This window comes from Rhodopila sp. (assembly GCF_035548095.1).
Taxonomy (GTDB): Bacteria; Pseudomonadota; Alphaproteobacteria; order Acetobacterales; family Acetobacteraceae; genus Rhodopila.
Window position 1 is genome coordinate 124,711 of sequence record NZ_DASZUV010000007.1, and the last position, 25,504, is coordinate 150,214.

At 69.1% G+C, this 25,504-nt stretch carries 20 protein-coding genes; 12 read left to right on the forward strand and 8 right to left on the reverse strand.

The genetic code is table 11. From position 1 onward, the window contains the following. The first annotated feature begins 4 nt into the window (after nucleotides 1-4). Entirely contained in the window at nucleotides 5-964 is a 960-nt protein-coding gene (secF, locus tag VHC04_RS08090) for a protein translocase subunit SecF (RefSeq protein WP_325679870.1), read from the forward strand. After that, on the forward strand, nucleotides 961-1,938 hold the full coding sequence (locus VHC04_RS08095; RefSeq protein ID WP_325679872.1) for a tripartite tricarboxylate transporter substrate binding protein: 978 nt from the start codon (nucleotides 961-963) through the stop codon (nucleotides 1,936-1,938). The genes secF and VHC04_RS08095 overlap by 4 nt, the downstream gene beginning before the upstream one ends. A gap of 184 nt (nucleotides 1,939-2,122) precedes the next feature. Here the strand turns inward: VHC04_RS08095 and VHC04_RS08100 are convergent, their stop codons facing one another. Continuing rightward, nucleotides 2,123-3,238: a hypothetical protein gene (locus tag VHC04_RS08100; RefSeq protein ID WP_325679874.1), complete on the reverse strand. Its 1,116-nt coding sequence runs from the start codon at nucleotides 3,236-3,238 to the stop codon at nucleotides 2,123-2,125. Between the two features lie 171 nt (nucleotides 3,239-3,409). Between VHC04_RS08100 and VHC04_RS08105 the strand changes: the two genes are divergently transcribed. The 3 genes from VHC04_RS08105 (at nucleotide 3,410) to aroQ (ending at nucleotide 6,961) form a co-directional block, all read left to right on the forward strand. After that, the gene (locus VHC04_RS08105; RefSeq protein WP_325679876.1) at nucleotides 3,410-4,663 is read left to right on the forward strand and encodes a cupin domain-containing protein; all 1,254 of its coding nucleotides are present in this window, start codon (nucleotides 3,410-3,412) and stop codon (nucleotides 4,661-4,663) included. 681 nt (nucleotides 4,664-5,344) lie between these two features. Beyond that, nucleotides 5,345-6,382: an Ldh family oxidoreductase gene (locus VHC04_RS08110; RefSeq protein ID WP_325679878.1), complete on the forward strand. Its 1,038-nt coding sequence runs from the start codon at nucleotides 5,345-5,347 to the stop codon at nucleotides 6,380-6,382. Nucleotides 6,383-6,505: 123 nt separating this feature from the next. After that, on the forward strand, nucleotides 6,506-6,961 hold the full coding sequence (gene aroQ / locus VHC04_RS08115) for a type II 3-dehydroquinate dehydratase (RefSeq protein WP_325679880.1): 456 nt from the start codon (nucleotides 6,506-6,508) through the stop codon (nucleotides 6,959-6,961). 83 nt (nucleotides 6,962-7,044) lie between these two features. Here aroQ and VHC04_RS08120 read toward each other — a convergent pair whose 3' ends face one another. Continuing rightward, nucleotides 7,045-7,947 (reverse strand): ABC transporter substrate-binding protein, encoded by a 903-nt coding sequence (locus VHC04_RS08120; RefSeq protein ID WP_325679882.1) that lies wholly within the window; start codon nucleotides 7,945-7,947, stop codon nucleotides 7,045-7,047. A 98-nt stretch (nucleotides 7,948-8,045) separates the two neighbouring features. On the opposite strand from VHC04_RS08120, the gene VHC04_RS08125 reads away from it, so the two are divergent. From VHC04_RS08125 to VHC04_RS08135, 3 genes are all read left to right on the forward strand, one after another. Continuing rightward, nucleotides 8,046-8,999, forward strand: a complete 954-nt coding sequence (locus VHC04_RS08125) for a TIGR03619 family F420-dependent LLM class oxidoreductase (RefSeq protein ID WP_325679884.1) — start codon at nucleotides 8,046-8,048, stop codon at nucleotides 8,997-8,999. 3 nt (nucleotides 9,000-9,002) lie between these two features. Continuing rightward, on the forward strand, nucleotides 9,003-9,470 hold the full coding sequence (locus VHC04_RS08130; protein WP_325679886.1) for a cytidine deaminase: 468 nt from the start codon (nucleotides 9,003-9,005) through the stop codon (nucleotides 9,468-9,470). Nucleotides 9,471-9,730: 260 nt separating this feature from the next. Next, the gene (locus VHC04_RS08135; RefSeq protein ID WP_325679888.1) at nucleotides 9,731-10,966 is read left to right on the forward strand and encodes an ABC transporter substrate-binding protein; all 1,236 of its coding nucleotides are present in this window, start codon (nucleotides 9,731-9,733) and stop codon (nucleotides 10,964-10,966) included. A gap of 10 nt (nucleotides 10,967-10,976) precedes the next feature. Here the strand turns inward: VHC04_RS08135 and VHC04_RS08140 are convergent, their stop codons facing one another. From VHC04_RS08140 to VHC04_RS08150, 3 genes are all read right to left on the reverse strand, one after another. Next, nucleotides 10,977-13,142, reverse strand: coding sequence for a malate synthase G (locus VHC04_RS08140; protein WP_325679890.1), 2,166 nt, complete (start codon nucleotides 13,140-13,142; stop codon nucleotides 10,977-10,979). An 810-nt stretch (nucleotides 13,143-13,952) separates the two neighbouring features. After that, the gene (locus VHC04_RS08145; RefSeq protein ID WP_408903792.1) at nucleotides 13,953-14,867 is read right to left on the reverse strand and encodes a tyrosine recombinase XerC; all 915 of its coding nucleotides are present in this window, start codon (nucleotides 14,865-14,867) and stop codon (nucleotides 13,953-13,955) included. Between the two features lie 74 nt (nucleotides 14,868-14,941). After that, on the reverse strand, nucleotides 14,942-15,823 hold the full coding sequence (locus tag VHC04_RS08150) for a TauD/TfdA dioxygenase family protein (RefSeq protein WP_325679894.1): 882 nt from the start codon (nucleotides 15,821-15,823) through the stop codon (nucleotides 14,942-14,944). A 306-nt stretch (nucleotides 15,824-16,129) separates the two neighbouring features. Here VHC04_RS08150 and VHC04_RS08155 point away from each other — a divergent pair, with 306 nt between their 5' ends. Next, nucleotides 16,130-17,101, forward strand: coding sequence for an ATP-dependent 6-phosphofructokinase (locus tag VHC04_RS08155; RefSeq protein WP_325679896.1), 972 nt, complete (start codon nucleotides 16,130-16,132; stop codon nucleotides 17,099-17,101). Nucleotides 17,102-17,217: 116 nt separating this feature from the next. On the opposite strand, the gene nhaD is transcribed toward VHC04_RS08155, so the two are convergent. Next, nucleotides 17,218-18,510, reverse strand: a complete 1,293-nt coding sequence (nhaD, locus tag VHC04_RS08160) for a sodium:proton antiporter NhaD (RefSeq protein WP_325679898.1) — start codon at nucleotides 18,508-18,510, stop codon at nucleotides 17,218-17,220. 177 nt (nucleotides 18,511-18,687) lie between these two features. Here nhaD and VHC04_RS08165 point away from each other — a divergent pair, with 177 nt between their 5' ends. Then, nucleotides 18,688-20,265, forward strand: coding sequence for an ABC transporter substrate-binding protein (locus tag VHC04_RS08165; RefSeq protein ID WP_325679900.1), 1,578 nt, complete (start codon nucleotides 18,688-18,690; stop codon nucleotides 20,263-20,265). A 139-nt stretch (nucleotides 20,266-20,404) separates the two neighbouring features. Here the strand turns inward: VHC04_RS08165 and trpE are convergent, their stop codons facing one another. Both trpE and VHC04_RS08175 read right to left on the reverse strand, forming a co-directional pair. Continuing rightward, entirely contained in the window at nucleotides 20,405-21,931 is a 1,527-nt protein-coding gene (trpE, locus tag VHC04_RS08170) for an anthranilate synthase component I (protein ID WP_408903790.1), read from the reverse strand. Between the two features lie 19 nt (nucleotides 21,932-21,950). Then, the gene (locus VHC04_RS08175; RefSeq protein WP_325679904.1) at nucleotides 21,951-23,867 is read right to left on the reverse strand and encodes a peptidylprolyl isomerase; all 1,917 of its coding nucleotides are present in this window, start codon (nucleotides 23,865-23,867) and stop codon (nucleotides 21,951-21,953) included. Nucleotides 23,868-24,035: 168 nt separating this feature from the next. On the opposite strand from VHC04_RS08175, the gene tpiA reads away from it, so the two are divergent. Continuing rightward, nucleotides 24,036-24,773 carry a triose-phosphate isomerase gene (gene tpiA / locus VHC04_RS08180; protein ID WP_325679908.1) on the forward strand — a complete coding sequence of 246 codons (738 nt, stop codon included), beginning with the start codon at nucleotides 24,036-24,038 and terminating at the stop codon, nucleotides 24,771-24,773. A gap of 39 nt (nucleotides 24,774-24,812) precedes the next feature. Beyond that, entirely contained in the window at nucleotides 24,813-25,355 is a 543-nt protein-coding gene (gene secG, locus VHC04_RS08185; protein WP_408903791.1) for a preprotein translocase subunit SecG, read from the forward strand. The last annotated feature ends 149 nt before the right edge of the window (nucleotides 25,356-25,504 follow it).

Sequence of the window (25,504 nt, forward strand, 5' to 3'; positions counted from 1 at the left end):
GATCATGTTCTTCCGACCGACGCTTCGCCTGGTCCCCGACAACACGCGCATCCGGTTCATGCGCGGGCGCTTCATGGGGCTGATCGTCTCGGCGGTCCTGTCCATCGCATCCGTGGTGCTGTTCTTCCATCCCGGCCTGAACCTGGGCATCGACTTCTCGGGCGGCGTGCTGGTCGAGGTGCAGACCAACGGCCCGGCGGATTTCGGCCAGATCCGGGCGGCCTTGGGCAAGGAGCATATTCCCGACCAGGGCGTGCAGCGCTTCGGCGGCGACAATGACGTGCTGATCCGCCTGGGCGCCCCGCACGATGAGCAGGCGACGCAGGCGCTGGTCACCAGGGTGCGGGCGGCGCTGGAAGCCGGTGTGCCGGGGGCGAAGATCCAGCGCGTCGACGCGGTGGGGGCCAGCGTGTCGGCGGAGCTGTTCCGCAACGGCCTGCTGGCGCTGGGCATCAGCCTGGTCATGATCCTGGTTTACATCTGGTTCCGGTTCGAGTGGCAGTTCGCGGTCGGCGCCGTGCTGACCCTGATCCTGGACGTCACCAAGGCGATCGGCTTCCTGGCTATCACCCGCATCGAGTTCGACCTGGTGATGGTGGCGGCGATCCTGACCATCCTGGGCTATTCCACCAACGACAAGGTGGTGGTGTATGACCGGGTGCGGGAGAATCTGCGCAAGTACAAGACCATGCCGTTGCGCGACCTGATCGACCTGTCGATCAATGAGACGCTGAACCGGACCCTGGGCACCTCCATGACGGTGTTCCTGGCCAGCCTGCCGCTGGCGCTGTTCGGGGGTGAGTCGATCTCGGGCTTTGCCTGGGTGATGCTGTTCGGCATCGTCGTCGGCACGTCCTCGTCCATCTTCATCGCCGCGCCGATCCTGCTGTTCCTGGGCGAGCACCGTCTGCGCCGCGACGCCGCGCCGGTCGCCGCCAAGGGACCGGCCGCGACCCGGCCGTGACCGTCACGCGGCGCGCCGGGCTGCTGTCGGCGCTGGCCGCCATCGGTGCAGGGCGGGCCGCGCGGGCCGCGGACATGGCGGTCACCCTGCTGATCGGTTCGCCGGCCGGCTCGGCGGTGGACCGCACGGGACGCGGGGCCGCCGCCTGCCTGGGTGAGCACCTGCCGGGTATGGCGCTGTCGGTCCGCAACCTGCCGGGCGAGGCGGGCTGGACGATGCTGGCCGCGCTATCCCAGGCACCGGCCGACGGCGCGACCATCGGCTGGGTCTCCACGCCCGGGCTGGTCGCGCGGATGATCGACCGGCGCGACCCGGACCTGATGCAGCGGCTGCAGCTGGTCGGGCAGGTGGAGCGGGAGCCCGTGGTTTTCGTCTCGCCGGCCCGCGATCCCGTCGACTCCGTCCCCGACATCATCCGCCGCGCCGCGGATGATGCGGATGCGGTGCCGCTGGCCACGCCGCCGCCCGGCAGCCCGCCGCATTTGACCGCGTTGCGGCTGCAGGCTTTGGCGCAGACGCGGTTGAGCATCGTCACCTTTCCGTCCTCGGCGGCGGCGGCGCAGGCCGTGCTGGCCGGCAACGTCTCGGCGGCGGCGCTGGGCCTGTCCGAGGTGATCGATGCGATCCGCGACGGCAACCTGGCCGCGATCGGCGTCGCCGCCCGGCGGCGCTTCGGGCTGTTGCCGGACACGCCGGTGCTGAATGAGGCGGGTATCCCGCTCTCCGCCTTTATCGGCCGCGGGATCGCCGTGCCGGCCGGCACGCCGATCGATGTGGTCGCCAGGCTGGCCGATGGCCTGCGCGCCGTGGCCGCCGACGAGGCGTTCCAGGAGGTGGTGCGGCCGAGCGGATATCATTTGGCGTGGAAGGATGGGGCGACGTGGCGGGCGGAGGCCGATGCGCAGCGCGCGGTGCTGACGAAGCTGTGGGAGACGGATCCCTGGCTGTCATCCTCGGGTGCCGGCGCCGGTTGAACCGGTGCCGATTTGCGCGGACAGCCGCGGCCCTGGCTGACTGAGACCCGTCGGCACCGCGTCGTTCCGCCGTCGCCGCCCGCACCGCGCTCCGCCACCCGATGCCCGGCCGGGGCGCCGGTTCGGGGTCACTGGTTCCGGGTCACTGGTTCCGGGTCACCGGTTCCGGCTCATCGGTTCCGGGTCAGGGGATCAGGTCGCCGGGCCGCAGGGCGATGATCTTGGGCAGCTCATTGATGCCGGCCTGCAGGTTCTCATGGTATTTCTTGCGGATGTTCAACGCGTAGCGGCGCGCCATGTAGGCTTCCTGCTCCGGCGTCGGGTCCTCTGGGACGATGATGCCGCCATCGTCCCGTACGCCGGGAATGCTGGCCACGTCGAGGCCCGCGTAGTCTTCCTGGAAGATCGTCTCGTCGCGGATTTTTCGTGCCATTTCGATCGTGGTGGCGGTCCAGACCGGCATGCGCGGATCGCCGCCGCCGGTCGTCGCGACCGCCTCGCCTGACGCGGACGCTGGCACACCGGCGCAATCCGCCGCGGGCTGACTGCCGATAGCTGGCGCGGCTTCGTCGCCGGTGCGCGGCGCGGCATTGTCGCCGGTGCTCGGCGCATCGTTGCCGCCGGTGCTCGGCGTGGAGCCGTCGTCGATACCTGGCGCGTCGTCGTCGCCGGCGCTCGGCGCGGGACGATCACCGGCGCTCGGCGCGGGACGATCACCGGCGTTCGGCGCGGGACGATCGCCGGCGGCCGATGCGGGATGGTCACCGGTCTCCGTCGCATCATCGTCGTTGGCGGCCATGCCGGTGACGCGGCGGGCCCAGGATTCGACCAGCGCGCCGGCTTCGGACTCCGGCCAGGTGCGGCTGGGCGGGCGGCCGACCGGCACCGCGAGCGGCTTGGCCTGGCGGCGTTCCAGCGCCTTCAGCATCGTATCGAAGGTGCGCGCGGCCGAGGCGGCGGCGGCCAGGTGGCGCGTGGACTCGCCCTGCGGCTTCTGCGCGTTCATCGCCAGGTACCAGGCATTCATCGCGGCCTGGTTCGCGGCAATGGCCTGCACGGCCAGCATCACCTCGATCTCATCGCGCGGATGCAGGGCGGCCAGGGCGTCAAGTGCCGCGCAGATGCGGCGGTCGATCCATGGCTGCGGCTCCTCGGTTTCCAGCGGCAGGGTGCGCAGCAGGCTGCGCACGGCCTCCGACACGAAGCCGGGGTCGATGGGACCATCCAGGTCGTAGATCGCGTGACGATCGTAGTCTTCCGGGAAGGATGCGGGCGGGGGCGTTGTTTTTCTGGCGGGCAAGGAAAACCGGGCTCAAGTTCGTGTTATGTTCCGAATGTCGCGGGAGGTGGGAGCACCGGTGGCCGCGCACAAGAGGGGGGTGCGGATATTTTGCCGGCTGTCACGCAATCGGCGAAGCTCGTTGCGGGCATCATGCCGGCGCTGTCGGGCGCGGGATCAGGAGGATGTGGGATGAAGGGCGTATCACGGCGCGGCATCTTGGCCGCCGGCGCGGCGGGCGGTGCCGCCATCAGTGCAACCGTCGCCAGGGCGGCCGGGTTCGGCAACCCCGACCAGCCGCCGGAGGGCGCGGTGAATGTCACCAACCCGCGGGCGCTGGCCGTTCCGGGGCCGCATGACAGCGGCTTGGCGGACATGATGCCGGCGTTCCAAAGCCCGCCGGCGACCGATGTCGGGTCGATGCCGCAGTTCTGGGCCTCCTTCAACCTGGCGCCGCGCCGCATTCAGGATGGCGGCTGGGGCCGGCAGGTGACGCAGGCGGACTTCGCCATCTCCACCGAGATTGCCGGTGTCGACATGCGGCTTTCGGCCGGCGGCATCAGGGAGCTGCATTGGCACCAGCAGGCCGAGTGGGCGATCATGACCTATGGCCATTGCCGGATCACCGTGCTGGACGCACAGGGACGGCCGTTTGTCGCCGACGTGAAGGAGGGCGATCTGTGGTATTTCCCCGCCGGCCTGCCGCATTCGTTGCAGGGGCTGGCGCCGGATGGGGCGCAGTTCGTGCTGGCCTTCGACAATGGCGCGTCGTCGGAGTTCAACACGCTGCTGGCGACGGACTGGATGGCGCACACGCCGCCCGAAGTACTGGCGAAGAATTTCGGCGTGCCGGCGGACGCCTTCCGGAACATTCCGGTGCACAGCCGGTGGATTTTCCAGGGCGAGGTGCCGCCGCCGCTGGATGTGGTGAAGGCGCGGATGGCGTCGAAGGCGGGCGTGCCGGCCTATCCGTTCACGTTTTCGCTGTACGATGCGCCGAAGATGGGTGAGACCGCCGGCGGCTACGTGCAGATCGCCGACAGCACGAATTTTCCCGTATCGAGGACGGTCGCGGCCGGGCTGGCGACGGTGCGGCCAGGGGCGATGCGGACGATGCATTGGCATCCGAACGCGGATGAATGGCAGTACTACCTGAAGGGTGAAGGGCGGATGACGGTGTTCAACGCCGGGCCGGAGGCGAACACGGCGAATTTCCGTCCGGGGGATGTGGGCTACGTAAAGAAGGGGCTGGGGCATTACGTCGAGAACACGGGGAAGGAAGACCTGGTGTTCGTGGCGGTGTTCCGGTCTGACCGTTACGAGGAAGTGTCGTTCGCCGACTGGCTGGCGCATTCTCCGCCCGAAATGGTTGCGGCGACGTTCAACCTGTCGGCAGAGACGGTGGCGGCGTTTCCGCGCGGGCGGGGGGACATGATGCCGGGATAGGGGCGGGACGGAGAAACGACGCTCCGACCAACCCGACCCTGCCACGCTTTCATGCGCTGAAGAAAGGAGGAACAGGGTCTTTTGATCGAGCAAGGGAACATGATCGCGATGGCCGCTCGACCGCCGTGGCACCCAGCGCGAAGATCGTGTCAGCCGGTATCGTGAGGCAGTACATTTGTCCGCGGTGTCAACTGTTCGTTCATCCAAGTGTCCGACAATAAAAAAGCTGGCGGAATGGGTCCGCCAGCTTCTTACCGGAGGATGAAGATGCCCACGCATCTAATCTTCCTGGTGCCAATAGTGGTGATCGTGACCGTCAAAGTCAAGATCCTCATCACGAGGCGCTAGGGGACGGGCCAGCCGCTCGAACGCGGCTGGTCCACCCCGGTGGAGGGCTACAGCCGGGAAGGCTGCGTGGCCTGGCCACGGCGGCTGGCGTCGACCGGCGGCTGGCGTCGACCGGCTGGCCGCCCGCGTCGACCGGCTGGCCGCACGCCGATCGTTCGGCCCGCTCATGCGCCCATGCCGCTCGGACCGCATCCAATCGTCGTTCTGAACCACCGCCGCGGTCCGGGTCGCTTCTCAGATCCAGTCAGGGCGCTCATGCACGTTGCCGCCGCAAGGATTGAAAATAGGTTAACAGCTTGGCACATGCCCCGAACGAAACCAGGAGGATGTCCATTGAGCGGGACCAGCACACGCACCGAGGACCGTATCCACCTCACCGTGCCCGAAGCCCGCGCGCTGGGCGAGGCGGCGATGCGCGGTGCCGGCTATGACGCCGGCGACGCCTGGGCGCTGACCGACCACGTCCTGGACGCCGCCCTGTGCGGCTATGAATATTCCGGCCTGCCGAAGCTGCTGAACGTCGTCGACGCCGCCGATTTCCGACTGCCGCGCCGGCCAATCGCCATGCTGCGGGACTCCGGCCCCGCCGCGCTGATCGATGGCGGCAACAACACCGGCATGGTGGCCGCCTACCGCGCCTCCCAGGCCGTCATCGAGCGCGCCCGGACCCATGGGCTCGCCCTGGTCTCCCTCGCCAACACCTGGATGACCGGCCGCAGCGCCTATTACTGCGAGATGATCGCCCGCGCCGGGCTGGTGGTGATCCACACCGTGGCCTCGCCGCCGGCGGTGGCGCCGTTCGGCGGCACCAGGCCGGCGCTGGGCACCAACCCGATCGCATTCGGTTTCCCCACCGAAACGGACCCGCTGGTGGTCGACATGGGCACCGCCGCGTTCATGGCCACCGACCTGCAGTTCCGCGAGCGGATGGGCCTGCCGATCCTCGAAGGCGTCGCCCTGGGCCCGAACGGCCATCCCACCACCGATGCCCATCTTGCGCGGCAGGGCACCCTGCTGCCGTTCGGCGGGCCGACAGGCGGCTACAAGGGGTTCGGCCTGGCGCTGGCGATGGATGCGCTGGGCGCGCTGACCGCGGCGGCGCGGCCGGCCGGGTCGGTCAGCGGCTACCTGTTCGTCGCGTTCCAGCCGGACCTGTTCCTGTCGGCCGAGGAGTACCGGCGCGAGGTCAGCCGGCGGATCGACACCGTCAAGTCGGTGCCATGCCAGGAAAGCGTTTCCGATATCCGCATCCCCGGCGAACGCGCCTACCGCACCCGCGAGCGGCTGCTGCGGGAAGGGATCGAAATCGATCTGAAAATCCACAAGGCGCTGCGGCGCCTGGCGGACGGCCACCTGGACCACGGCGGGTAGGCGTCGTCAGGCCGAGCGGGTGGCACGCGCGGCGAGAGGGGGATTGCCCGCGCGGCCCGGCGGCTCTTCCCCCTGCCTTGCCGGCGGTCTATGCCGGTGCACCAACGGAAGGAACCGCCCCCCATGACCAGCCGCCTCGTCTTCGTCCTGAACGGCCCGAACCTGAACCTGCTGGGCAAGCGCCAGCCGCATATCTATGGGCATGAGACGCTGGCGGACATCGAACGCGATTGCCGCGCGCTGGCGACGGAGCTGCGGCTGGAGATCCGGTTCCACCAGAGCAACGCCGAGGGCCAGCTGATCGACTGGATTCATGAAGCGCGGGAGATCGCCGGCGGCATCGTGATGAACCCGGCGGCGTATACCCATACCTCGGTGGCGATCCTGGACGCGCTGAACACCTTCGACGGCCCGGTGATCGAGGTGCATATCTCCAACGTCCACAAACGGGAATCGTTCCGCCATCACTCCTATGTCTCGCTGCGGGCGGACGGGGTGATCGCGGGGTGTGGGACGCAAGGATACCTGTTCGGCCTGCGCCGGGTGGCGGCGCTGATCGATGCGGCGCGGCAGGGCTGACGCATGAGAGGGTCGGGTTGACCCTGTCATACGTCATCAACTCTTTGATTCAAGAGCGCGAGTCACACCTCTCACCGCCGGCTTCAGGCGATCGCGCTCTGTCCGCCGAACACCGCCTCCGGCGTGAACACCCGCTCCACCAGCCCCTGTTCGGCCGCGTAGCGCAGGCACAGCGCGATCGCCGCGTGGTTCGGGCCCAGGCCGTACGGCAGCGGATCGCCGACGATGCCGGCCCAGCGCGCCTCGGCGCCGGGTTGGGCGGCGGCGACGCGGGCGGCGACGAACAGGCGCAGCAATTCCTCGGGCAGCCAGGGATGTTCCGATACCAGATCGGTCCGCAGGCACAGCACGTGGTTCACCGGATAGACGCCGGTGCGGCGATACCAGTCCGCCGCCGCCTTGTCCGGATCGGCGATCACCGGCCGCACCTTCGACGCGTCCAGCCCGGCGAGCGCGATGCCGGCATCGATCTCACCGCTCAGCAGCATGGCGGGCAGGCTGCGGCCGGGGCCCATCCGTTGCACGTTCGGCGGGTCCCGGTATTCCGTGACATGCGCGTCTTCCTCGGTCACCCAAGTAATGTCGCGATGGTCGACGCCGTACTCGTCCAGCAGGATGCCGCGCAGCCAGACGCCGGTGGTCTGGGAGAAGGCGCGCACGCCGATCCGCTTGCCGCGCAGGTCGGCCGGACCGCTGATGGGCGAGTCCAGCGGACAGACCAGCGCCCCGTGATGAAAGCCGCGCATCACCACCACCGGCAGGCCGGTCAGCGGCTTGCCGAAGGCGATCGCCTGGGCCAGCGTGGTCAGTGCGATCTCGCACAGGTCGAAGTCCAGCGTGCGCACCATGCGGCGGAAGGCGCGGGTGATGTTCGGGACGTCCTCGATGTCAAGGATGACCCGCGGTGAGGCGATGCGGCCGGTCCGCGCGGCCTGCACATGCGGATACGGGGCGAAGGCGCTGCGCAGGGTGACGGGGTCTGCCATCGGGGACGCTCCGGCTGGGTCTCGTCCGCTTCTATACCCGTGGATGGACGCGCGCGGCCAGATGGCGGACAACGCATCGAACCAGGGAGAGAGACAGCATGAAGATCGGGTTCAACCTGCCGGTCAGCGGCCCCATGGCGACGCCGGAGATCATGGCCGGCACCGCGCAACTGGGTGAGGCGCTGGGCTTCGACTACCTGACCATGACCGACCACGTGGCGCTGCCGGATACCAGCGCGCCCGGCTATCCGTATTCCACGACCGGTGAATTCTACTCGCCGGATCCGGGCCACCGCATGGAGCAGCTGACCGCGGCGTCCTGGGTGGCGGCGAAGACCAGCCGGATACGCCTGGTGCTGGCGGTGATGGTGGTGCCGCACCGGCCGGCGGTGGTGGCGGCGAAGATGCTGTCGACCATCGACGTGCTGTCCGGCGGGCGGCTGGTGGTGGGGATCGGCGCCGGCTGGCTGAAGGTGGAGCTTGACGCGGTGGCAACGACTCCGTTCGCGGAACGGGGCGCCGTGACCGATGAGTACATGGACGCGATGAAGGTGATCTGGACGCAGGAGAAACCTGTGTTCCACGGCAAGTATGTCAACATCGACGGATTGCTGACCGATCCGAAGCCGGTCCAGAAGCCGCACCCGCCCATCTGGGTCGGCGGCGAATCCGGGCCATCGATGCGCCGGGCGGCGCGGATCGGCGATGCGTGGTATCCGATCGGCAGCAACAACGCGCATCTGCTGGACACGCTGCCGCGGCTAGAGGCCGGGATCGCGCGGCTGCGGACGCTGACGAAGGACGCCGGGCGCGATCCGGACGCGGTGCAGGTGGTCTACCGGGTGAAGCGCCATGCCTATGCGGCGCCGCCGGCCAGCGACGGCAATCGGAAACTCTTCACCGGGACGGTGGCCAACACGATCGAGGATATTGCGGCATTGAAGGCCCTGGGCGTCAGCGCCATCGATTTCGATTTCGAGGGCCGGGACGCCGAGAAATCCACACGGGAGATGAAGGTGTTCCGCGATGAGGTGCTGGCTCGGGTGTCGTGACACATGTCGGCTCGCGGTGCCGGCCTCGCGCCGGATCGCGGGGCCGGCATGACCACCGGCCTGTCGGATGCCGACCAGGAGCTCGTGCGGCTGGCGCGCGCGATCATCTGGCAACGCTACAGACCGGGCTGGCACGTGGTCGGCGCCGCGCTGCGTACCAGGGCTGGGCGGGTTTTCACCGGCGTGCATCTGGAAGCCTATGTCGGCCGGATCGCCATCTGCGCGGAAGCCGTGACCCTGGGGCGCGCGGCGACAGAGGCGGGCGATACCGATATCGAAACCATCGTCGCCGTGCGTCATGCCGGCGGACATGATCCCGGGACGGCGCTGAAGGTTGCCGCGCCTTGCGGCATGTGCCGGGAAATGATCGCCGACTACAGCCCGGCCGCGGCGGTGATCGTGCCGTCGGCGAACGGGCTCGTCCGCAAGCCGATCGCCTGGCTGCTGCCGGACAAATACGTGCGGGATTAGGTGCGGATGATCTCCGGGTGATCTCCGGGCGTGCCCTGTGTCGCCGGTTCCGGCAGGCTGCCCGAGGCGGCGCGGGCGCCGCCGGTGCCGGCGCCCGCCATCCCGGGTCCGCAACGGCGCCTGGCGCCCTGGCGGGGGTGCCCGGCCGCGGGGTGGACGGCGTGGCGCAAATCCGGCGTGGCGGTGACGGGACGCGTGGCCCTTGCACCCCTTGAACGGGCAGGGCAACAGTTCGGTCCAATCAATGCAGAGGCAGCGTCATGAAACTCACGCGCAGAACCGCCCTGGCCGGCACGTTCGTGGCGGTCGCGTCAAGCGGCGCCGTTCGGCGGGCCCGTGCCGAAACCCCGGTCATCAAGGTTGGCGTGCTCACCGACCTGTCCGGTCCGTACCGCGACATCAACGGACCCAACGGCATCGCCTGCGCGAAGCAGGCGGCGGCCGAGTTCATGGCGGCCAATCCCGGCATCCGGGTCGAGGTGATCGGTGCCGACCACCAGAACAAGCCGGATGTCGGCACCAGCATCCTGCGCGGCTGGTACGACAATGACGGTGTCGACATGGTGACCGACCTCACCAACTCGGCCGTCGCGCTCGCCTGTTCGGCCATCTCGGCGGAGAAGGACCGGGTCTGCATGGTGACGGCCGGCGGCTCCTCGGCGTTGACCGGCGCGTCCTGCAACGCCAACACGGTGCATTGGACGTATGACAGCTGGAACCTCGCCCATGTCACCGGCACCGCGGTCACGAAACAGGGCGGCGCCAGCTGGTTCTTCGTCACGCCCAATTATGCCTATGGCAAGGCGATCCAGGCGGATGCGACCAAGGCGGTCGAACTCGCCGGCGGCAAGGTGCTGGGCAGTGCCACCTATCCGTTCCCCGAGACCACCGATTTCTCGGCGATGCTGCTGCAGGCACAGAGCACGGGCGCCAAGGTGGTGGCATTCGGCGTCGGCGGGACCGATTTCGTGAACCTGATGAAACAGTCGCACGAGTTTGGCCTGAACAAGACGGCGCAGCTCGTCGGCATGACCGGCTTCATCACCGACATCCTGGGCATGGGACCGGCCATCGCCCAGGGTACGCGGCTGACCGAGAACTTCTACTGGGACATGAACGACCGGACCCGCGATTGGACCAGGCGCGTGCGGCCCCTGCTCACCCAGGGCGCGGTACCCAACTCGATGCAGGCCGGCAACTACGCCGCGACCCTGCACTTCCTGAAGGCGGTGAAGGAGCTCGGGCCGGAGAAGGCGAAGGGCGCCGGCCGTCTGACGGTCGCGACGATGAAGCGGATGCCGACCGAGGACGACTGCTTTGGCAAGGGCTCGATCCGGATCGACGGCCGCAAGATCCATCCGAGCTACCTGTTCCAGGTCAAGCAGGCCGATGCCATCCGTCAACCGGGCGCGGTCTACGATCTCGTCGCCACCACCGGACCCGAGGATGCCTTCCGCCCGCTCTCCGAGGGCGGGTGCAAGCTGGTGAAGGCGTAGGCGCGGCGGCTCAGGCGGCCGCCTTCGCCTCCCGCCGGCGCCGGTGCAGGATGAACTCGGTATAGCCGTTGGGCTGGGTGCGGCCTTCGAAGATCAGGTCGCACGCCGCCTTGAACGCCACCCCGTCGAAGGCGGGCGCCATCGGCTTGTACAGCGCGTCGCCGGCATTCTGCCGGTCCACCACCGCGGCCATGCGGCGCAGCGCCTCCATCACCTGGTCCCTCGTCACGATCCCCTGATGCAGCCAGTTGGCGATGTGCTGGGAGGAGATGCGCAGCGTGGCGCGGTCCTCCATCAGGCCGATATCGTGAATGTCCGGCACCTTGGAGCAGCCGACGCCCTGGTCGATCCAGCGCACCACGTAGCCCAGGATGCCCTGGCAGTTATTGTCCAGCTCCTGCCGCAGGTCGTCAGGCGACCAGTTCGGCCGGTCGGCGACCGGGATGGTCAGCAGGCTGGCCAGCGGCGCGCGCGCGCGGCCCTCGATCTCCTTCTGCCGCGCGGCGACCGAAACCTGGTGATAGTGCAGCGCGTGCAGGGTGGCGGCGGTGGGCGAGGGCACCCAGGCGGTGGAGGCGCCGGCCATCGGGTGGCCGATCTTCTGCGCCAGCATGTCCGCCATCCGGTCGGGCGCCGCCCACATGCCCTTGCCGATCTGTGCCTTGCCCAGCAGGCCGCATTCCAGGCCGATATCGACGTTCTGGTCCTCATACGCCTTGATCCAGGCGGTGTTCCGCATCTCGTTCTTGCGGATCATCGGGCCGGCTTCCATCGAGGTGTGGATCTCGTCCCCGGTGCGGTCCAGGAAGCCGGTATTGATGAACACCACGCGGTGGTCGGCGGCGCCGATGCAGGCCTTGAGGTTGGCGGAGGTGCGCCGTTCCTCATCCATGATGCCCATCTTCAGCGTGTATTGCGGCAGGCCCAGGATCGTTTCCACCGCGCCGAACAGGTCGTTGGTCAACGCGACTTCCTTCGGGCCGTGCATCTTCGGCTTCACGATGTAGACCGACCCGGTGCGGCTGTTCCTGATCGGACCCTTGCTGTCCAGGTCGTGCTTGGCGATCAGCGCGGTGATCAGCGCGTCCAGGAATCCTTCCGGCACCTCCTGCCCGTCGGCGTCCAGCACCGCGTCGGTGTACATGTGGTGGCCGACATTGCGCACCAGCATCAGGCTGCGGCCGGACAGCCACAGCGTGCCGCCCGCCGGCTTCGTGTATTGCCGGTCGGCATGCAGCGTGCGGGTCATCATCCGCCCGCCTTTCTCGAATGTATCGGACAGGGTGCCCTGCATCAGGCCAAGCCAGTTGGCATAGGCGAGAACCTTGTCGGCGGCGTCGACACAGGCGACGGAGTCCTCACAGTCCTGGATCGTGGTGATCGCGGCTTCCAGCACCACGTCGGCGATGCCGGCGGGATCGTCCTTGCCGATCGGATGCGCCTTGTTGATCACGATCTCCAGGTGCAGCCCGTTATGAGTCAACAGCACCTCGGACGGTGCCGCGGCGTCGCCACGATAGCCGGCGCATTGCGCGGGGTCCCTGAGGCCGGTCGTGCTGCCGTCCTTCAGCGTCACCGCCAGCTTGCCGCCCGCCACCGCATAGGAGGTGGCATCCGCGTGGCTGCCGGCGGCCAGCGGCGCGGCTTGATCCAGGATGCCGCGCGCCTTGGCGATCACCAGCGCGCCGCGCACCTTGTTGTAGCCACCGGCTCGGGAGGCGCCATTGTCCTCGGGGATCGCGTCGGTGCCGTAGAACGCGTCGTACAGGCTGCCCCAGCGCGCATTGGCCGCGTTCAGCGCGTACCGGGCATTGGTGACGGGCACCACCAGCTGGGGGCCGGCGATGGTCGCGATCTCGGGGTCCACGTTGCTGGTCCGCACGGTGACCTGCGCCGGCTCGTCGACCAGGTAGCCGATCGCCCGCAGGAAACCGAGATAGGCATCCTGGTCGATCGGCTTGCCCTTATGCGCCTTGTGCCAGTCATCCACCTGCCCCTGCAGACGGTCCCGCTCGGCCAGCAACGCCTTGCAGCGCGGCGCCAGGTCCTTCAGCAGCGCGGCGAACCCGCCCCACAGCGCATCGGCACCGACCCCCGTCCCCGGCAAGGCCTGTTCTGTCACGAAATCGTGCAATGGCTTTGCGACCTGCAGGCCGGACGCGGCGACATAATCCATCTTGGAGGCTCCTTCGGGCATCAGTGCACTCTGATGAGAGACGGGGGTATACCCAGGATTGTCCGGGTTGTGCCAGCCCACGGACCGGTCCGCAAAAAACCTGCTCCAGGGAACCGCCGCCAGGGAATGTTGCCCCCGGGGAATGTTGCCTTCAGGGAATATAGCCCCCCTCCAGGGAATATAGCGCCCAGGGAATATAGCCCCGCCATCCGCGCGTTGGCCGACGAGGCACGGCGCCGGCGGGGATCCAAAAGCCGCGGACCTGCGCCCGCGACGCCGGGAGCCGGCGGCGGAACGGCAGCATCGGAACGGCCGCATCGGAACTTGCCATCGAGACCCGTCAGGGCACCGTTGGGGCCAGGCGCTTGGGACCAGGCGCGGGAATCGTCCCCCTGCGCCGGGCCGCACGTTCAATCATGGCTGCTCGCGCGTCCGTGTTCTTGACTTGGCAATGCGCCGCACAATGTCTGGTCCGCAGGTGACGTGAAAATCGTCTTCTGCGTGACGTTTCCCCCCCAAACTTGGGCGGCGCCCTGTGGTGCCGCCCATTTCGTTGAGTGGCAGGTGCCGGCCGGCGGCCTCGCCGGCCACTGCCGCAAGGCCGGCCGGCTGCCCAATGATCGCCGATCCGGCGTGCCCTCCTCCTCGGGGGCAGACCGCCGTCCCCGACCCCAGGTGCCGCCATCCGGTGACGGTCCGGAGGCGAAGGCGGGCGTCGGAATGCCGGCGTCGCGGGCGGCGTCCATCGCGTCCGGGCTGCCGGAGCGATCGTCCAGCCGAATGCCACGGGTGCGGGCCGCAACGGCCGGCCTACCCGGCGGCGGGGTGCGTCTTCCGCCAGACCGCCAGCAGCCCGGCGTCGTCGACCGCGGTGTAGCGCTGGGTGGTCGACAGGCTGGCATGGCCCAGCAGGTCCTGGATCGCCCGCAGGTCGCTGCCATTGGCCAGCAGATGCGTCGCGAAGGAGTGGCGCAGCGCATGCGGCGTCGCGTGTTCCGGCAGGCCCGCCAGGCGGCGGTAGGTACGCAGCACCTTTTGCGCCACCGCCGGGTCCAGGCGCTTGCCGCGCGCACCCAGGAACAGCGGCGAGTCGGGAAGCGGCCTTGGATGGACCGTCAGCCAGGCCTCGATCGCATCGCGCACCGGCGGCAGCACGGGCACCATGCGGGTCTTGCCGCCCTTGCCGGTCACGGTCAGCGTCAAGTCCCGCCGCAGCGCCGCCGCGTCCCGCACATCCAGCGCCAGCGCCTCGGCGATGCGCAGCCCGCTGCCGTACAGCAGGGAGAAAAAGGCGGTGTCGCGGGCCTGCAGCGCCGGGTCGTCGGCGATGTCGCTGATATGCGCCGTCACGTCGATCGCCTGGTCCACCGACAGCGCGCGCGGCAGGGCGGGGCGGACGCGGGCGGTGGCGACTAGGCGGATCGCCGTCACGTCCACCCCGTGCCGCCGGTTCAGATATCGGAAGAACGTCCGCACCGCCGACAGATGCTGCGCCCGGCTGGTCGCCGACAACCCGTCCTTCGCCTGCCGCGCCAGCCAGGCCCGCACATCCGCCGCGGCCAGCCCCGCCAGCGCCGGCAGGTCGGGCGGCTCGCCCAGGTGATCGGTCAGAAACCCCAGGAACCCCGCCAGCGCATGGCCATAGGCCTCGGTCGTATTGGCCGCGGCATGCCGTTCCTGCCCCAGCCAGGAAAGGAAGCCGGCCCGCAACGCCTCGGCGGTCAGGGCAGGGATGTCCCGCTTCGGTGGCCGGCCGGAAGGGAGGACGGAAGGCGCGCGCGCGGCGGGCCGGCGTGCCATCAATACGGCTTGTCGCCCGCGACGGTGACCCGGAAGCCGGCGCGCCTGTGCGGCCAGTAATCCCACATCGCCCGGTGCTGCACGCAGCGATTGTCCCAGAAGGCGATCGAGTCCGGCCGCCAGCGGAACCGGCACTGGAACAGCGGGTCCTCGGCCAGGCCGAACAGGTAGGACAGGATGCCGGCGCTCTCATCGCGCGGGATGCCCAGGATGCGCTTGGTGAAGCCGCGGTTGACGAACAGCGCCTTGCGCCCGGTCACCGGGTGCGTGCGGATCACCGGATGTTCCGCCCGCGGATAGACCGGCTTGTCCGCCACGCCCAGGTTGGCATAGGTGCCGCGATACGCGTCCTCGCCGTCATGCACGGCCGTCAGCCCGTCCAGATAGGTCTTCATCCGGTCCGACAGCGCTTCATAGGCCGCGTACATGCTGGCGAACAGCGTGTCGCCGCCATGCGGCGGGGTCTCCTTGATGTACAGGATGCTGCCCATCGGCGGCTCCGCGTCGCAGGACACGTCGCTGTGCCAGCCCTCGCCATTCGCGCGCGAACTGTCCTTGTCCGCCTTGATGATCATGAGTTCCGGATGGCCCGGTGCGTGCGGCGCCGCCGGATGCAGGTGCAGCGGGCCGAAATTGCGGCCGAACGCCAGATGCTGCTCCGGCGTCAATTGCTGGTCGCGGAAGAAGATCACCAGGTTCTCGGCAAGGGCGCGGTGGATCTCCTCCATCTGGTGGTTGGGGATGGGTTCGGCCAGGTTCACGCCGCTGATCTCGGCGCCGATGATCGGCGTCAGCTTGTCCAGGCCGATCGTCTCATACGGTGCGGTGTTGCCGGGATCATGGCGGTAGCGGGGGCCGTTATTGCCGCGAAGCGAGGTCATGGGACCAGACCTTTGTTGCCGTGGAACTGGGCATCGGATGATGGATCGGCGGCCGGTTGCGCGCAAGCAGGACATGGGCACGCGCCGCCCAGGGGAGGCCGCCCAGGGGAGGCTGCCCAGGGAACCAGGTCTGGAACCAGGCCTGGGATCGCGCCCGGGGAATCACGCCCCGGAGAATCACGCCCGGGGAATCGCGCCCGGGGAATCGCGCCCGGGGAATCATGCCCGGGGAATCACGCCGGTTTTCCGGTCGTTCCGGTTGCGAAGGTCATGGACTGTCCGCACAGACGTCAATAGTCTCCCGTCATGAAGTCCATCGCAGTCCTCACCAGCGGGGGCGATGCCCCTGGCATGAACGCCGCCGTCCGCGCCGTGACCCGCAGCGCGCTGGACCACGGCATGACCGTCCACGGGGTTCGCCAGGGCTGGCAGGGTATGGTGGACGGCAGCTTCCGCCAGCTCTCCGCCCGCGATGTCGGCGGCATCATCCAGGTGGGCGGCACCTTCCTCGGCAGCGCCCGCTGCGCCGAGTTTCGGGAAGAAAGCGGCCGGTCCAAGGCACTGCGCCACCTGAACCAGCGCGGCATCGACGGCCTGGTGGTGATCGGCGGCAACGGCTCGCAGACCGGTTCCTTCAAATTCAGCGAGATGGGCGTGCCGGTCGTCGGCATCGCCTCCACCATCGACAACGACCTGCTGGGCAGCGACATCACCATCGGCGTCGACACCGCGATCAACGTGACGCTGGAGGCGATCGACCACCTGCGCACCACCGGCTCGTCGCATAACCGCGCCTTCCTGGTGGAGACCATGGGACGCGATTGCGGCTATATCGCCATCATGGCCGGCCTGGCGGGCGGCGCCGAGGTCATTTCCATCCCGGAAGCCGAAGTCTCCGCCGCCGACATCGCCGCTCGGCTGCACGCCGCGTATGAGCGCGGGAAGACCCACGCGATCGTGGTGATCGCCGAGGGCGTCAAGGAAAGCGCGCGGAAGATCCTGTCGTATTTCGAGGCAGAGGCCCGCAAGACCGGCTTCGAGCTGCGCACCACCGTGCTGGGCCACGTGGTGCGTGGCGCACCGCCGACCGCGTTCGACCGTATCCTGGGCACCAGGCTTGGCTATGGCGCGGTGCAGGCCCTGGCGGACGGCGACACCGGCGTGCTGGTGGGCTGGCAGAAGAACGTGGTGACCCGGGTCCCGCTGCGCGATGTCGTGGGGCAGACCAAGCCGGTGGATACCGCGCTGCTCGACCTGGCGCGCGTGCTCGCGAAATAACCGCCGTCCGCTACGCCAGCCCGCCACGCGTTCGCCACGCCAGCTCGTCCGCCACGCCAGCCCGTCCGCCACGCCAGCCCGTCCGGCGGCGGAGGCACGCCGGACTCCGACCGGACTCAGAACAGCGCCCGGTTCAGCCACAGATGCACGGCGATGCCGGCCGCGTAGCCCAGCAGGATCGCCGGCGCCCAGCGCAGATGGGCGGTGAAGCTGTACATCCCTCTGGCCTGGCCCATCAGGGCAACGCCGGCCGCCGACCCGATCGCCAGCACGCTGCCGCCCACCCCGGTGGTCAGCGTGATCAGCAGCCACTGCCCGCGCGCCATGTCCGGGTTCATCGTCAACACCGCGAACATCAGCGGGATGTTGTCGAACACCGAGGATGCGAGGCCCAGCAGGATATTCGCGGCCGTCGGGTCAAGCCGGACATAGAGCAGGCGGGACACGACCGCGAGGTAGCCCACCAGCCCCAGCGCGCCCACGCACATCATGATGCCGTAGAAGAACAGCAGCGTGTCCCACTCCACATCCGCCAGCCGGCGAAAGACCTCGAACGGATGATGTGTCGCGGTCCGCAGGAGGCGCCGCTGCAACAGGAAATCATACAGCATCAGCAGGCCGAGGCCGGTCATCATGCCGAGAGCGGTGGACAGATGCAGGAAGGTGCGGATGCAGACGGTCATGGCGATCGTCAGGGCGAACAAGGCGATGACCCAGATCGCGCCCCGGCGCATCGTGACGGATTCGGTGCTGGGTGGCGGTCGCCCGCCGGGCAGCGCCAGGTGCATCAGCGCGGCGGGCACCAGGAAATTCACCAGTGACGGCAGGAACAGCGCGAAGAATTCCTGAAACGCAACGACACCCTTCTGCCAGACCATCAGGGTGGTGATGTCGCCGAACGGGCTGAACGCTCCTCCGGCATTGGCGGCGACCACGATATTGATGCAGGACAGGGTGACGAAGCGCGGCGCCCCGCCGCCGACCGCGATGACGACGGAGCAGGTGACCAGCGCCGTGGTCAGGTTGTCGGCCACCGGGGACAGGAAGAAGGCCAGCAAGCCGGTCACCCAGAACAATGTGCGATAGCCGAAGCCGGAACGGGCCAGCCAGCAGCGCAGCGCCTCGAACACCTGTCGTTCGCGCAGCGCGTTGACATAGGTCAGGGCGACGATCAGGAACAGCAGAAGCTCCCCGAACTCCAGCATCACGTGGTGCAGTGCCGCCTCGGCGACGCGGGACTGGCCGTGGCTGGCGAAGACCGCGCCGATCAGGATCCACATCGCCCCCGCGGCGACCACCATCGGCTTGGACTTGCGAAGGTCGATACTTTCCTCGACGAAGACCAGCGCATAGGCGGCGGAGAAAATGGCAATCGACAGAAGTCCGGCCCAATGGGAAGTCAAGTCCAATTGCTGAGCATCAAGAGGTGATGATGTCATATGAAATCCGAACAAAGTCTTCGAGCGGCGGCAATTCCTGACGGGCCCGGCCTGCATGGCAGACCGGGTGTGGGATGCAAAGCGTTATCGGGACACGGCTTGACCGGGCCGGCCGGCGCGGGCTCCCTGCCGGCAGGAGGCTGGCGGATGCGAAGACGCGGATTTCTGGGTGGTGCCGCGGCGGTGGCGGCGGTGGCCGGCCGCGATGCGTCGGCGCGGCCGGCGCGCGGCAAGGTGCTGCGCTTCGTGCCGGCCGCCGACCTGTCGAGCCCCGATCCGGTGTGGACCACGGCCGGGGCGGCGGCAACCCATGGCTACATGGTCTGGGACACGCTGTTCGGCATCGACGAAACCCTGACGCCCCGGCCGCAGATGCTGGCCGGGCATGCGGTGTCCGCCGATGAGCTGACCTGGACGTTCAGCCTGCGCGAGGGCCTGGTGTTCCATGACGGGTCGGCGGTGCGCGCGGCCGACTGCATCGCGTCGATCGCCCGATGGGCGGTGAAGAACCCGCTGGGCCAGACCCTGGCGTCGCGCACGCGGGACATGGCGGCGCTGGACGATACGCGGTTCCGCATCCGGCTGACGCAGCGGTTCCGGCAGATGGCGTACGCGATGGGGGCCGGCAACCTGTTCGTGATGCCGGAACGGATCGCGCGGACGCCGGCGTCGGAGCAGATCAGGGAGTATGTCGGCAGCGGGCCGTTCGTTTTCAAACGAGACGAATGGGTCTCCGGCGTCGGCGCGGCGTACGAAAGGTTCGGCGGCTACGTGCCCCGTTCCGAACCGCCCAGCTATTACGCCGGGGGAAAGGTGGTGCATTTCGACCGGGTGGAATGGACGGTGATGCCGGACCCGAACACCGCCGCGGCGGCCTTGCAGACGAATGAGGTCGACGTGCTGGAGGCGCCGTTGCTGGACATGGTGCCATTGTTCAACCGCGCCGCCGGCTGCCGCGTCGAAAACCTGGATCCGTTCGGGTCATTGGCGATGGTCGTGTTCAACCATCTGTGGCCGCCCTTCGACAATCCGGCGGTCCTGCGGGCGCTGCTGCCCGCGGTGGACCAGGCGGACTTCGTGCGCGCCTGGGTCGGCGACCAGACCGCGTTCGGGCGCTATCCGGTGGGCTTCTTCACCGCGGGCACGCCGATGGCGAACGATGCCGGCATGGAGGCGTTCACGACACCGCGCAGCCTTGATGCGGCGCGGCGGCGGCTGCGGGAAGCAGGCTACCGGGATGAGCCGGTGCTGTTCATGGTGCCGCACGACCTGCCCGAAATCCTGGCATTGAGCCAGGTGGCGCGGGACCTGCTGGTCAAGCTGGGCATGCGGGTCGATTTCCAGATGATGGACTGGGGCACGCTGGTGGCGCGGCGGGCGAAACGCGACGCGCCGGGACAGGGCGGCTGGAACCTGTTCTGCACCACGTGGCAGGGGCTGACGGTGGCCAGTCCCGGCAACTCGTTTCCGTTGCGGGCGAATGGGCGAGACGCCTGGTTCGGCTGGCCGGAGGACCCGACGCTGGAGTCGCTGCGGGACGCCTGGCTGGACGCGCCCGATCTGGCGGCGGAACGGGCGATCTGCGCGGATATCCAGCGCCGGGCATTTCACAGCCTACCGTTCATGCCGGTGGGCCAGTGGTACTATCCGCGCGCGGTGCGGGACGACCTGACGGGTTTCGTCCGTTGCGAGGACATGGTGTTCTGGGGGGTGCGGCGGGCGTGAGTGCGGGAACGCTCCAGAAGGCCCCCGCGGAACCCCACCTGGCGCCGCTTCCGGGCGCCGAGCGTCACACCTGATACCGCCGACCCGGGTGTGCGCGAAGCTGGCCGGCTCCTGCCGAAGACCGGCCACCGCCCCGCCGTCACCCGGCGTTCGCGCCGCCCTTTCCCGCCGCGAAGCGCACCGCTTCCTCGGCCGCGCGGACCAGCGCCCGAGCCTTCTGGCGGCATTCCTCGAACTCCGCCTTGGGGATGGAATCGGTGACGATCCCGGCGCCCGCCTGCACGTGCATCACCCCGCCCTTCACCAGCGCCGTGCGCAGGGCGATGCAGGTATCCATCGTGCCGTTGGCGGCGAAATAGCCGATACAGCCGGCATAGATGCCGCGCCGGTCGGGCTCCAGCTCCTCGATGATCTCCATCGCCCGCACCTTCGGCGCGCCCGACAGCGTGCCGGCCGGGAAGCCGGCAACCAGCGCGTCCAGCGCGTCCATGCCGGCGCGCAGCCTGCCCTCGACATTGGAGGAGATGTGCATCACGTGGCTGAACCGCTCGATGACGAAGCTCTCGGTCACCTTCACCGTCCCGACCTCCGCGACGCGGCCGACATCATTGCGGCCCAGGTCCAGCAGCATCAGGTGCTCCGCCCGTTCCTTCGGATCGGCCAGCAGTTCCGCTTCCAGCGCTAGGTCCTCTTCCCGTGTCGCGCCGCGGCGGCGGGTGCCGGCGAGCGGGCGGATCGTCACGGTGCCGTCACGCAGCCGCACCAGCACCTCGGGCGAGGAACCGACGATGGAGAAGTCGCCGAAGTCCAGATGGAACAGGAACGGTGCCGGATTGATCCGCCGCAGCGCGCGGTACAACGAGAACGGCGGCAGTGCGAAAGGCACCGAGAAGCGTTGCGACAGCACGATCTGGAACGCGTCGCCGGCGGCGATGTAGTCCTTGCAGCGCTCCACCGCCGCCAGATAGGCGCCTTCCGAGAAATTGGAGGACGGTGCCGGCGGGTCCGGCAGCATCACCGGCGGCGGCTGGTGGGGCAGGGGACGCTCCAGCGCCGCCTCGGCCGCGTCCAGGCGTTGTGCCGCCCGCTCCCAGGCCTGCTCCGGCGTGACGTCGCCGGCGGGGTAGACGGGTGTGACCAGCGTGAGCTCATCGTTCACGTTGTCGAAGATGGCGAACAGGGTGGGACGCACCATCACACCCTCGGGCACGCCAATCGTGTCGCGGTTCTTGTCCGGCAGGCGTTCCATCTGCCGGACCATGTCATAGCCCAGATAGCCGACCAGCCCGCCGGACATCGGCGGCAGGTGCGGCGGCACCTCCAGGCGGGTCTCCTCCACCAGCGCGCGCAGGCTTTCCAGCGGCGCGCGCTTGTCCGGCGTGAAGGCGTGCGGCGCCGACAAGGCATGGCGGTTCACCGACGCCGTGCCGTCCTGGCAGCGCCAGACCAGGTCCGGCGCCATGCAGATCACCGAGTAGCGGCCGCGGGCCGCCCCGCCCTCCACGCTTTCCAGCAGGAAGGAGTACGGCTTGCCGTGTCCCAGCTTCAGGAAGGCGGCGACGGGGGTTTCCAGGTCGGCCACGCCCTTGCGCCAGACCAGGCTGCCGCGCCCCGCGTCATAGGCCAGGCGGAAGGCGGCGAAGCCGGGGGGGAAGGACACGGTCATACCTCTTTATCGCCCATCATCAGTGGGGTTGCACGATACTGTCGAGCGCCTTCTGGTTGATCTCGGGCTTGCCGCGCAGGCGCACGGCGTCGGCGAACAGCGCCTGCACGTCGTTCTGCACGGAGCGGGAGACGGCGGCCTTCGCCTGGTCGTAGCCGACCTTGTCGGCGCCCGGATCGGCCGGCGTCACTTCCACGAGCTGGCCGACCACGAAGCTGTCGGGGGTTTCCACCATCGTGGTCTCGCCCTTCTTGATGCCGAACATCACGCGCTGCAGTTCCGGTGCGATGGCCTGCGTCGTCTCGTTGCGCGTCACCAGCGGGCTGAGCTGCGGGGTCACTCCGGCCGCCTGCGCCGCCGCCGAGAAGGACTGGCCAGCCTGTACCGCGGTCATCATGTCCGTCGCGCGGATATTCGCCGCCCGCTCCCGCTGGTCCTGCTTCCAGTCGGCCAGCACCCGGTCCTTGACCTCCTCGAACGGCTTCACGCCGGGCGGGATGATCTTTTCCACCACCAGCGCGTAATAGGCGGACCCGCCGGTGGAGGGTGTCTGCACCTCGGTCAGTTGCGGCGGATCGCCGACCGCGGCCTGAAACGCCGCCTTGATGATGGCCTCCCGCAATTCCGTGGCGCCGGGGATCGGGGCCGGCCCGCCTTCCTGCGTCCTGCCCTGGGCGTCCAGCGTGCCAGTCAGGCCGGCGAGGCCGAGGTCGCTGGGCAGCTCATCCAGCGTGGTGCCGTTGCCCAGCAGCTGGTCCAGCTTGTTGGCGCGCTCATACATCAGATCGGCCGCCTTGGCGGCCAGCACCTGGGCGCGCAGCGTGTCCTTCGCCTGTTCGAATGTCGTCTCGCTGCCCGGAACGATGCCGGTCACCCTCAGCACGAACCAGCCCAGCGCGCCCTTCACCGGTCCCACGACCTGGTTCGGTTCGGCGGCGAACACCGCCCTGGCCAGGTCCGGGTCGGGGAACTCCACCTCGGTGGCGTTGTCCTGCGTGATCGCCGCCGCGCCGGCCTGCCGCGCCGCCGTCTGCATCGCCGCCCAGTCGGGCGTGTCGCGCCATGTCGCGGCGAGTGCCTGCGCCTTGGCCTCGTCGGGCACGGAAATAACCTCGGCCGACCGCTTGCCGGGCGTGGTGTACTGGCGCTTCCGGGTCTCATAGGCGTCGCGGAGATCGGCGTCGGTGATGGTGATTTCCGGGGCCAGCGACTGCGGCGACAGCTCGACCGCCTTGATGCGGCGGAATTCCGGCGTCGAGTACAGGTCCGGATGATTGTCGTACCAGCGCCGCAGCACCGCTTCATCTGGCGTGCCGGGTTCGGGTGAGGCGGCGAACGGGAAGACCGCCATGTCGGCGGACCGCTTCTCGAACTCCATGGCATAGAGCGGCTTCACCTCGGCGTCCGGCGCGATGGCGGCGGTGGCGAAGGCCGACAGCAGCTGGCGCTGCGCGATATCGGCGCGCAGCTGCTCCATGAACCGGCCCTCGGTCAGGCCGTTGTTGCGCAGCACGGCGTCGAAGACCTGCTTGTTGAACTTGCCGTCCTGGCCCTGGAAGGCGGGCATCGCGCGCGCGGCCTCCACCACCACGGCGTCCGGCGTGACGATGCGCAGCCGGTGCAGCTCGTCGGCCAGTGCCGTCTGTCCGATCAGCCGCTGCAGGGTCTGCTGCGCGATCTGCTCGCGCTGCGGCTGCGTCAGCTCCTGGCCCTGCGGCAGCTCGCGGGAGGCGACCGCGACGGCGCGCTGGAACTCGGTCTGGAAGGTGGGAATCTCGATGGTCGTGCCGGACACCTTGGCGATCCAGGTCGGCTGGCCGGTGAACAGCTGCGTCAGGCTGCCGCCGATGCCCCAGCCGACGAACAGCACCGTCAGGATCCCGAAGAAGCCGCGGACCAGCCAGGAATCCAGCGAACGGCGAAGCAGCGTGATCATGAACGATGACAGGGTCCCAAACGATGCGGCGGGCAGCATATACGGGCCAGCGCCGTGCATTGCCAGCCGTCGCGCCGCGCGCGGAGTCCGGGTTCGGCCTTGACGCCGGCCGGCGATACGCTAGCAGCAGGGAAAACCAGGAGAGTCCGCCCCATGAGCCAATCGCCGATGCGTCAGTTGATCGCCGGAAACTGGAAGATGAACTGCCTGGGCGCGGACGCCGTGGCGCTGGCCAGGGCGGTGGCGGCCGGCGCCGCCGGCATTCAGGCGGACCTGCTGGTCTGCCCGACCGCGCTGCACGTGGCGGCGGTGGTGCAGGCGTTGAAGGGCTCGGCGGTCGCGGTCGGCGGCCAGGACTGCCACATGGCGCCGAAGGGCGCGCATACCGGCGACATTGCCGCGCCGATGCTGGCCGATCTGGGCGCCGGCTGGGTGATCCTGGGCCACTCCGAGCGGCGGCAAAATCATGGGGAGACGGATGAGATGGTGCGGGAGAAGGTGCTGGCCGCCGTGGCCGCCGGGCTGACCCCGATCGTCTGCGTCGGTGAAACCGAGGAGCAGCGCGTCGGCGGCCAGGAGACCGAAGTGGTGGGCTGGCAGATCTCCGGCAGCCTGCCGAAGCCGTTCAGCGGCGTCATCGCCTATGAGCCGCTCTGGGCCATCGGCACCGGCCGCACCGCCACCGAACAGGACGTGGCAGCCATGCACGGCTTCATCCGCGAGGAGCTGGTGCGCCAGTTCGGTGAGGAGGGACGCGGCATCCGAATCCTGTATGGCGGCTCCGTGAGGCCGGCCAATGCGCCGGGCCTGCTGGCGGTCCCCGAGGTCGCCGGCGCCCTGGTCGGCGGCGCCAGCCTGGACGCCGCCGATTTTCTAGCGATTGCCCGCGCCGCCCGGTCCGTATAAGAGGCGCGGCGATCCCGCAGCGTTGAAAGCCGGCCCGCGTTGAACACCGTTTTGTTGATCATCCACCTGTTCGTCACCCTTGCGCTGATCGGCGTCGTGCTGATCCAGCGGAGCGAGGGCGGCGGGCTTGGCATCGGCAGCTCGCAAGGCATGGGCGCGTTCATGTCGGGGCGCGGCACCGCGAACCTGCTGACGCGGACGACGGCGGTCCTGGCGACCATCTTCATGGCGCTGTCGCTGACGCTGGCGCTGCTGAACCGCGGCACCGTCGGGGCGGGGCGGTCGCTGTTCGACACCGCGCCGGTCACCGCGCCCGCTCCGGCATCCCCTCCGGCATCCCCATTGCCATCGGCGCCGGTAGGGACCGGACCCGAGGCGCCGGGCGCCGCGGCGCCGGTGTCCCCGACGCCCGCTCCAACGACACCGGCCCCAACGACACCCGCTCCAACGGGCTCGGCTCCAACGGGCTCGGCTCCGACGGGTTTGGCTCCGGCGGCGCCCGCCCCGGCGGCCTCGGCGCCCGCCTCCTCGGAACCCGCGAAGCCGGCCGAACCCAAGGTGCCGTCGGCGCCGACCAACTGACGGCGGCCCGCTCCCTCACCGGCCCGGCTGGTCGCGCCGTGCGGGCGCGTGACGCGGGGCGGCAGCATCCGGGCCGGTGAGGGGGTGGCGCCGCCGGGCGCGGGTTCCCGGCGGCCTGGCTTGCAAGAAGGCCGGCTCCCACGGTCGAG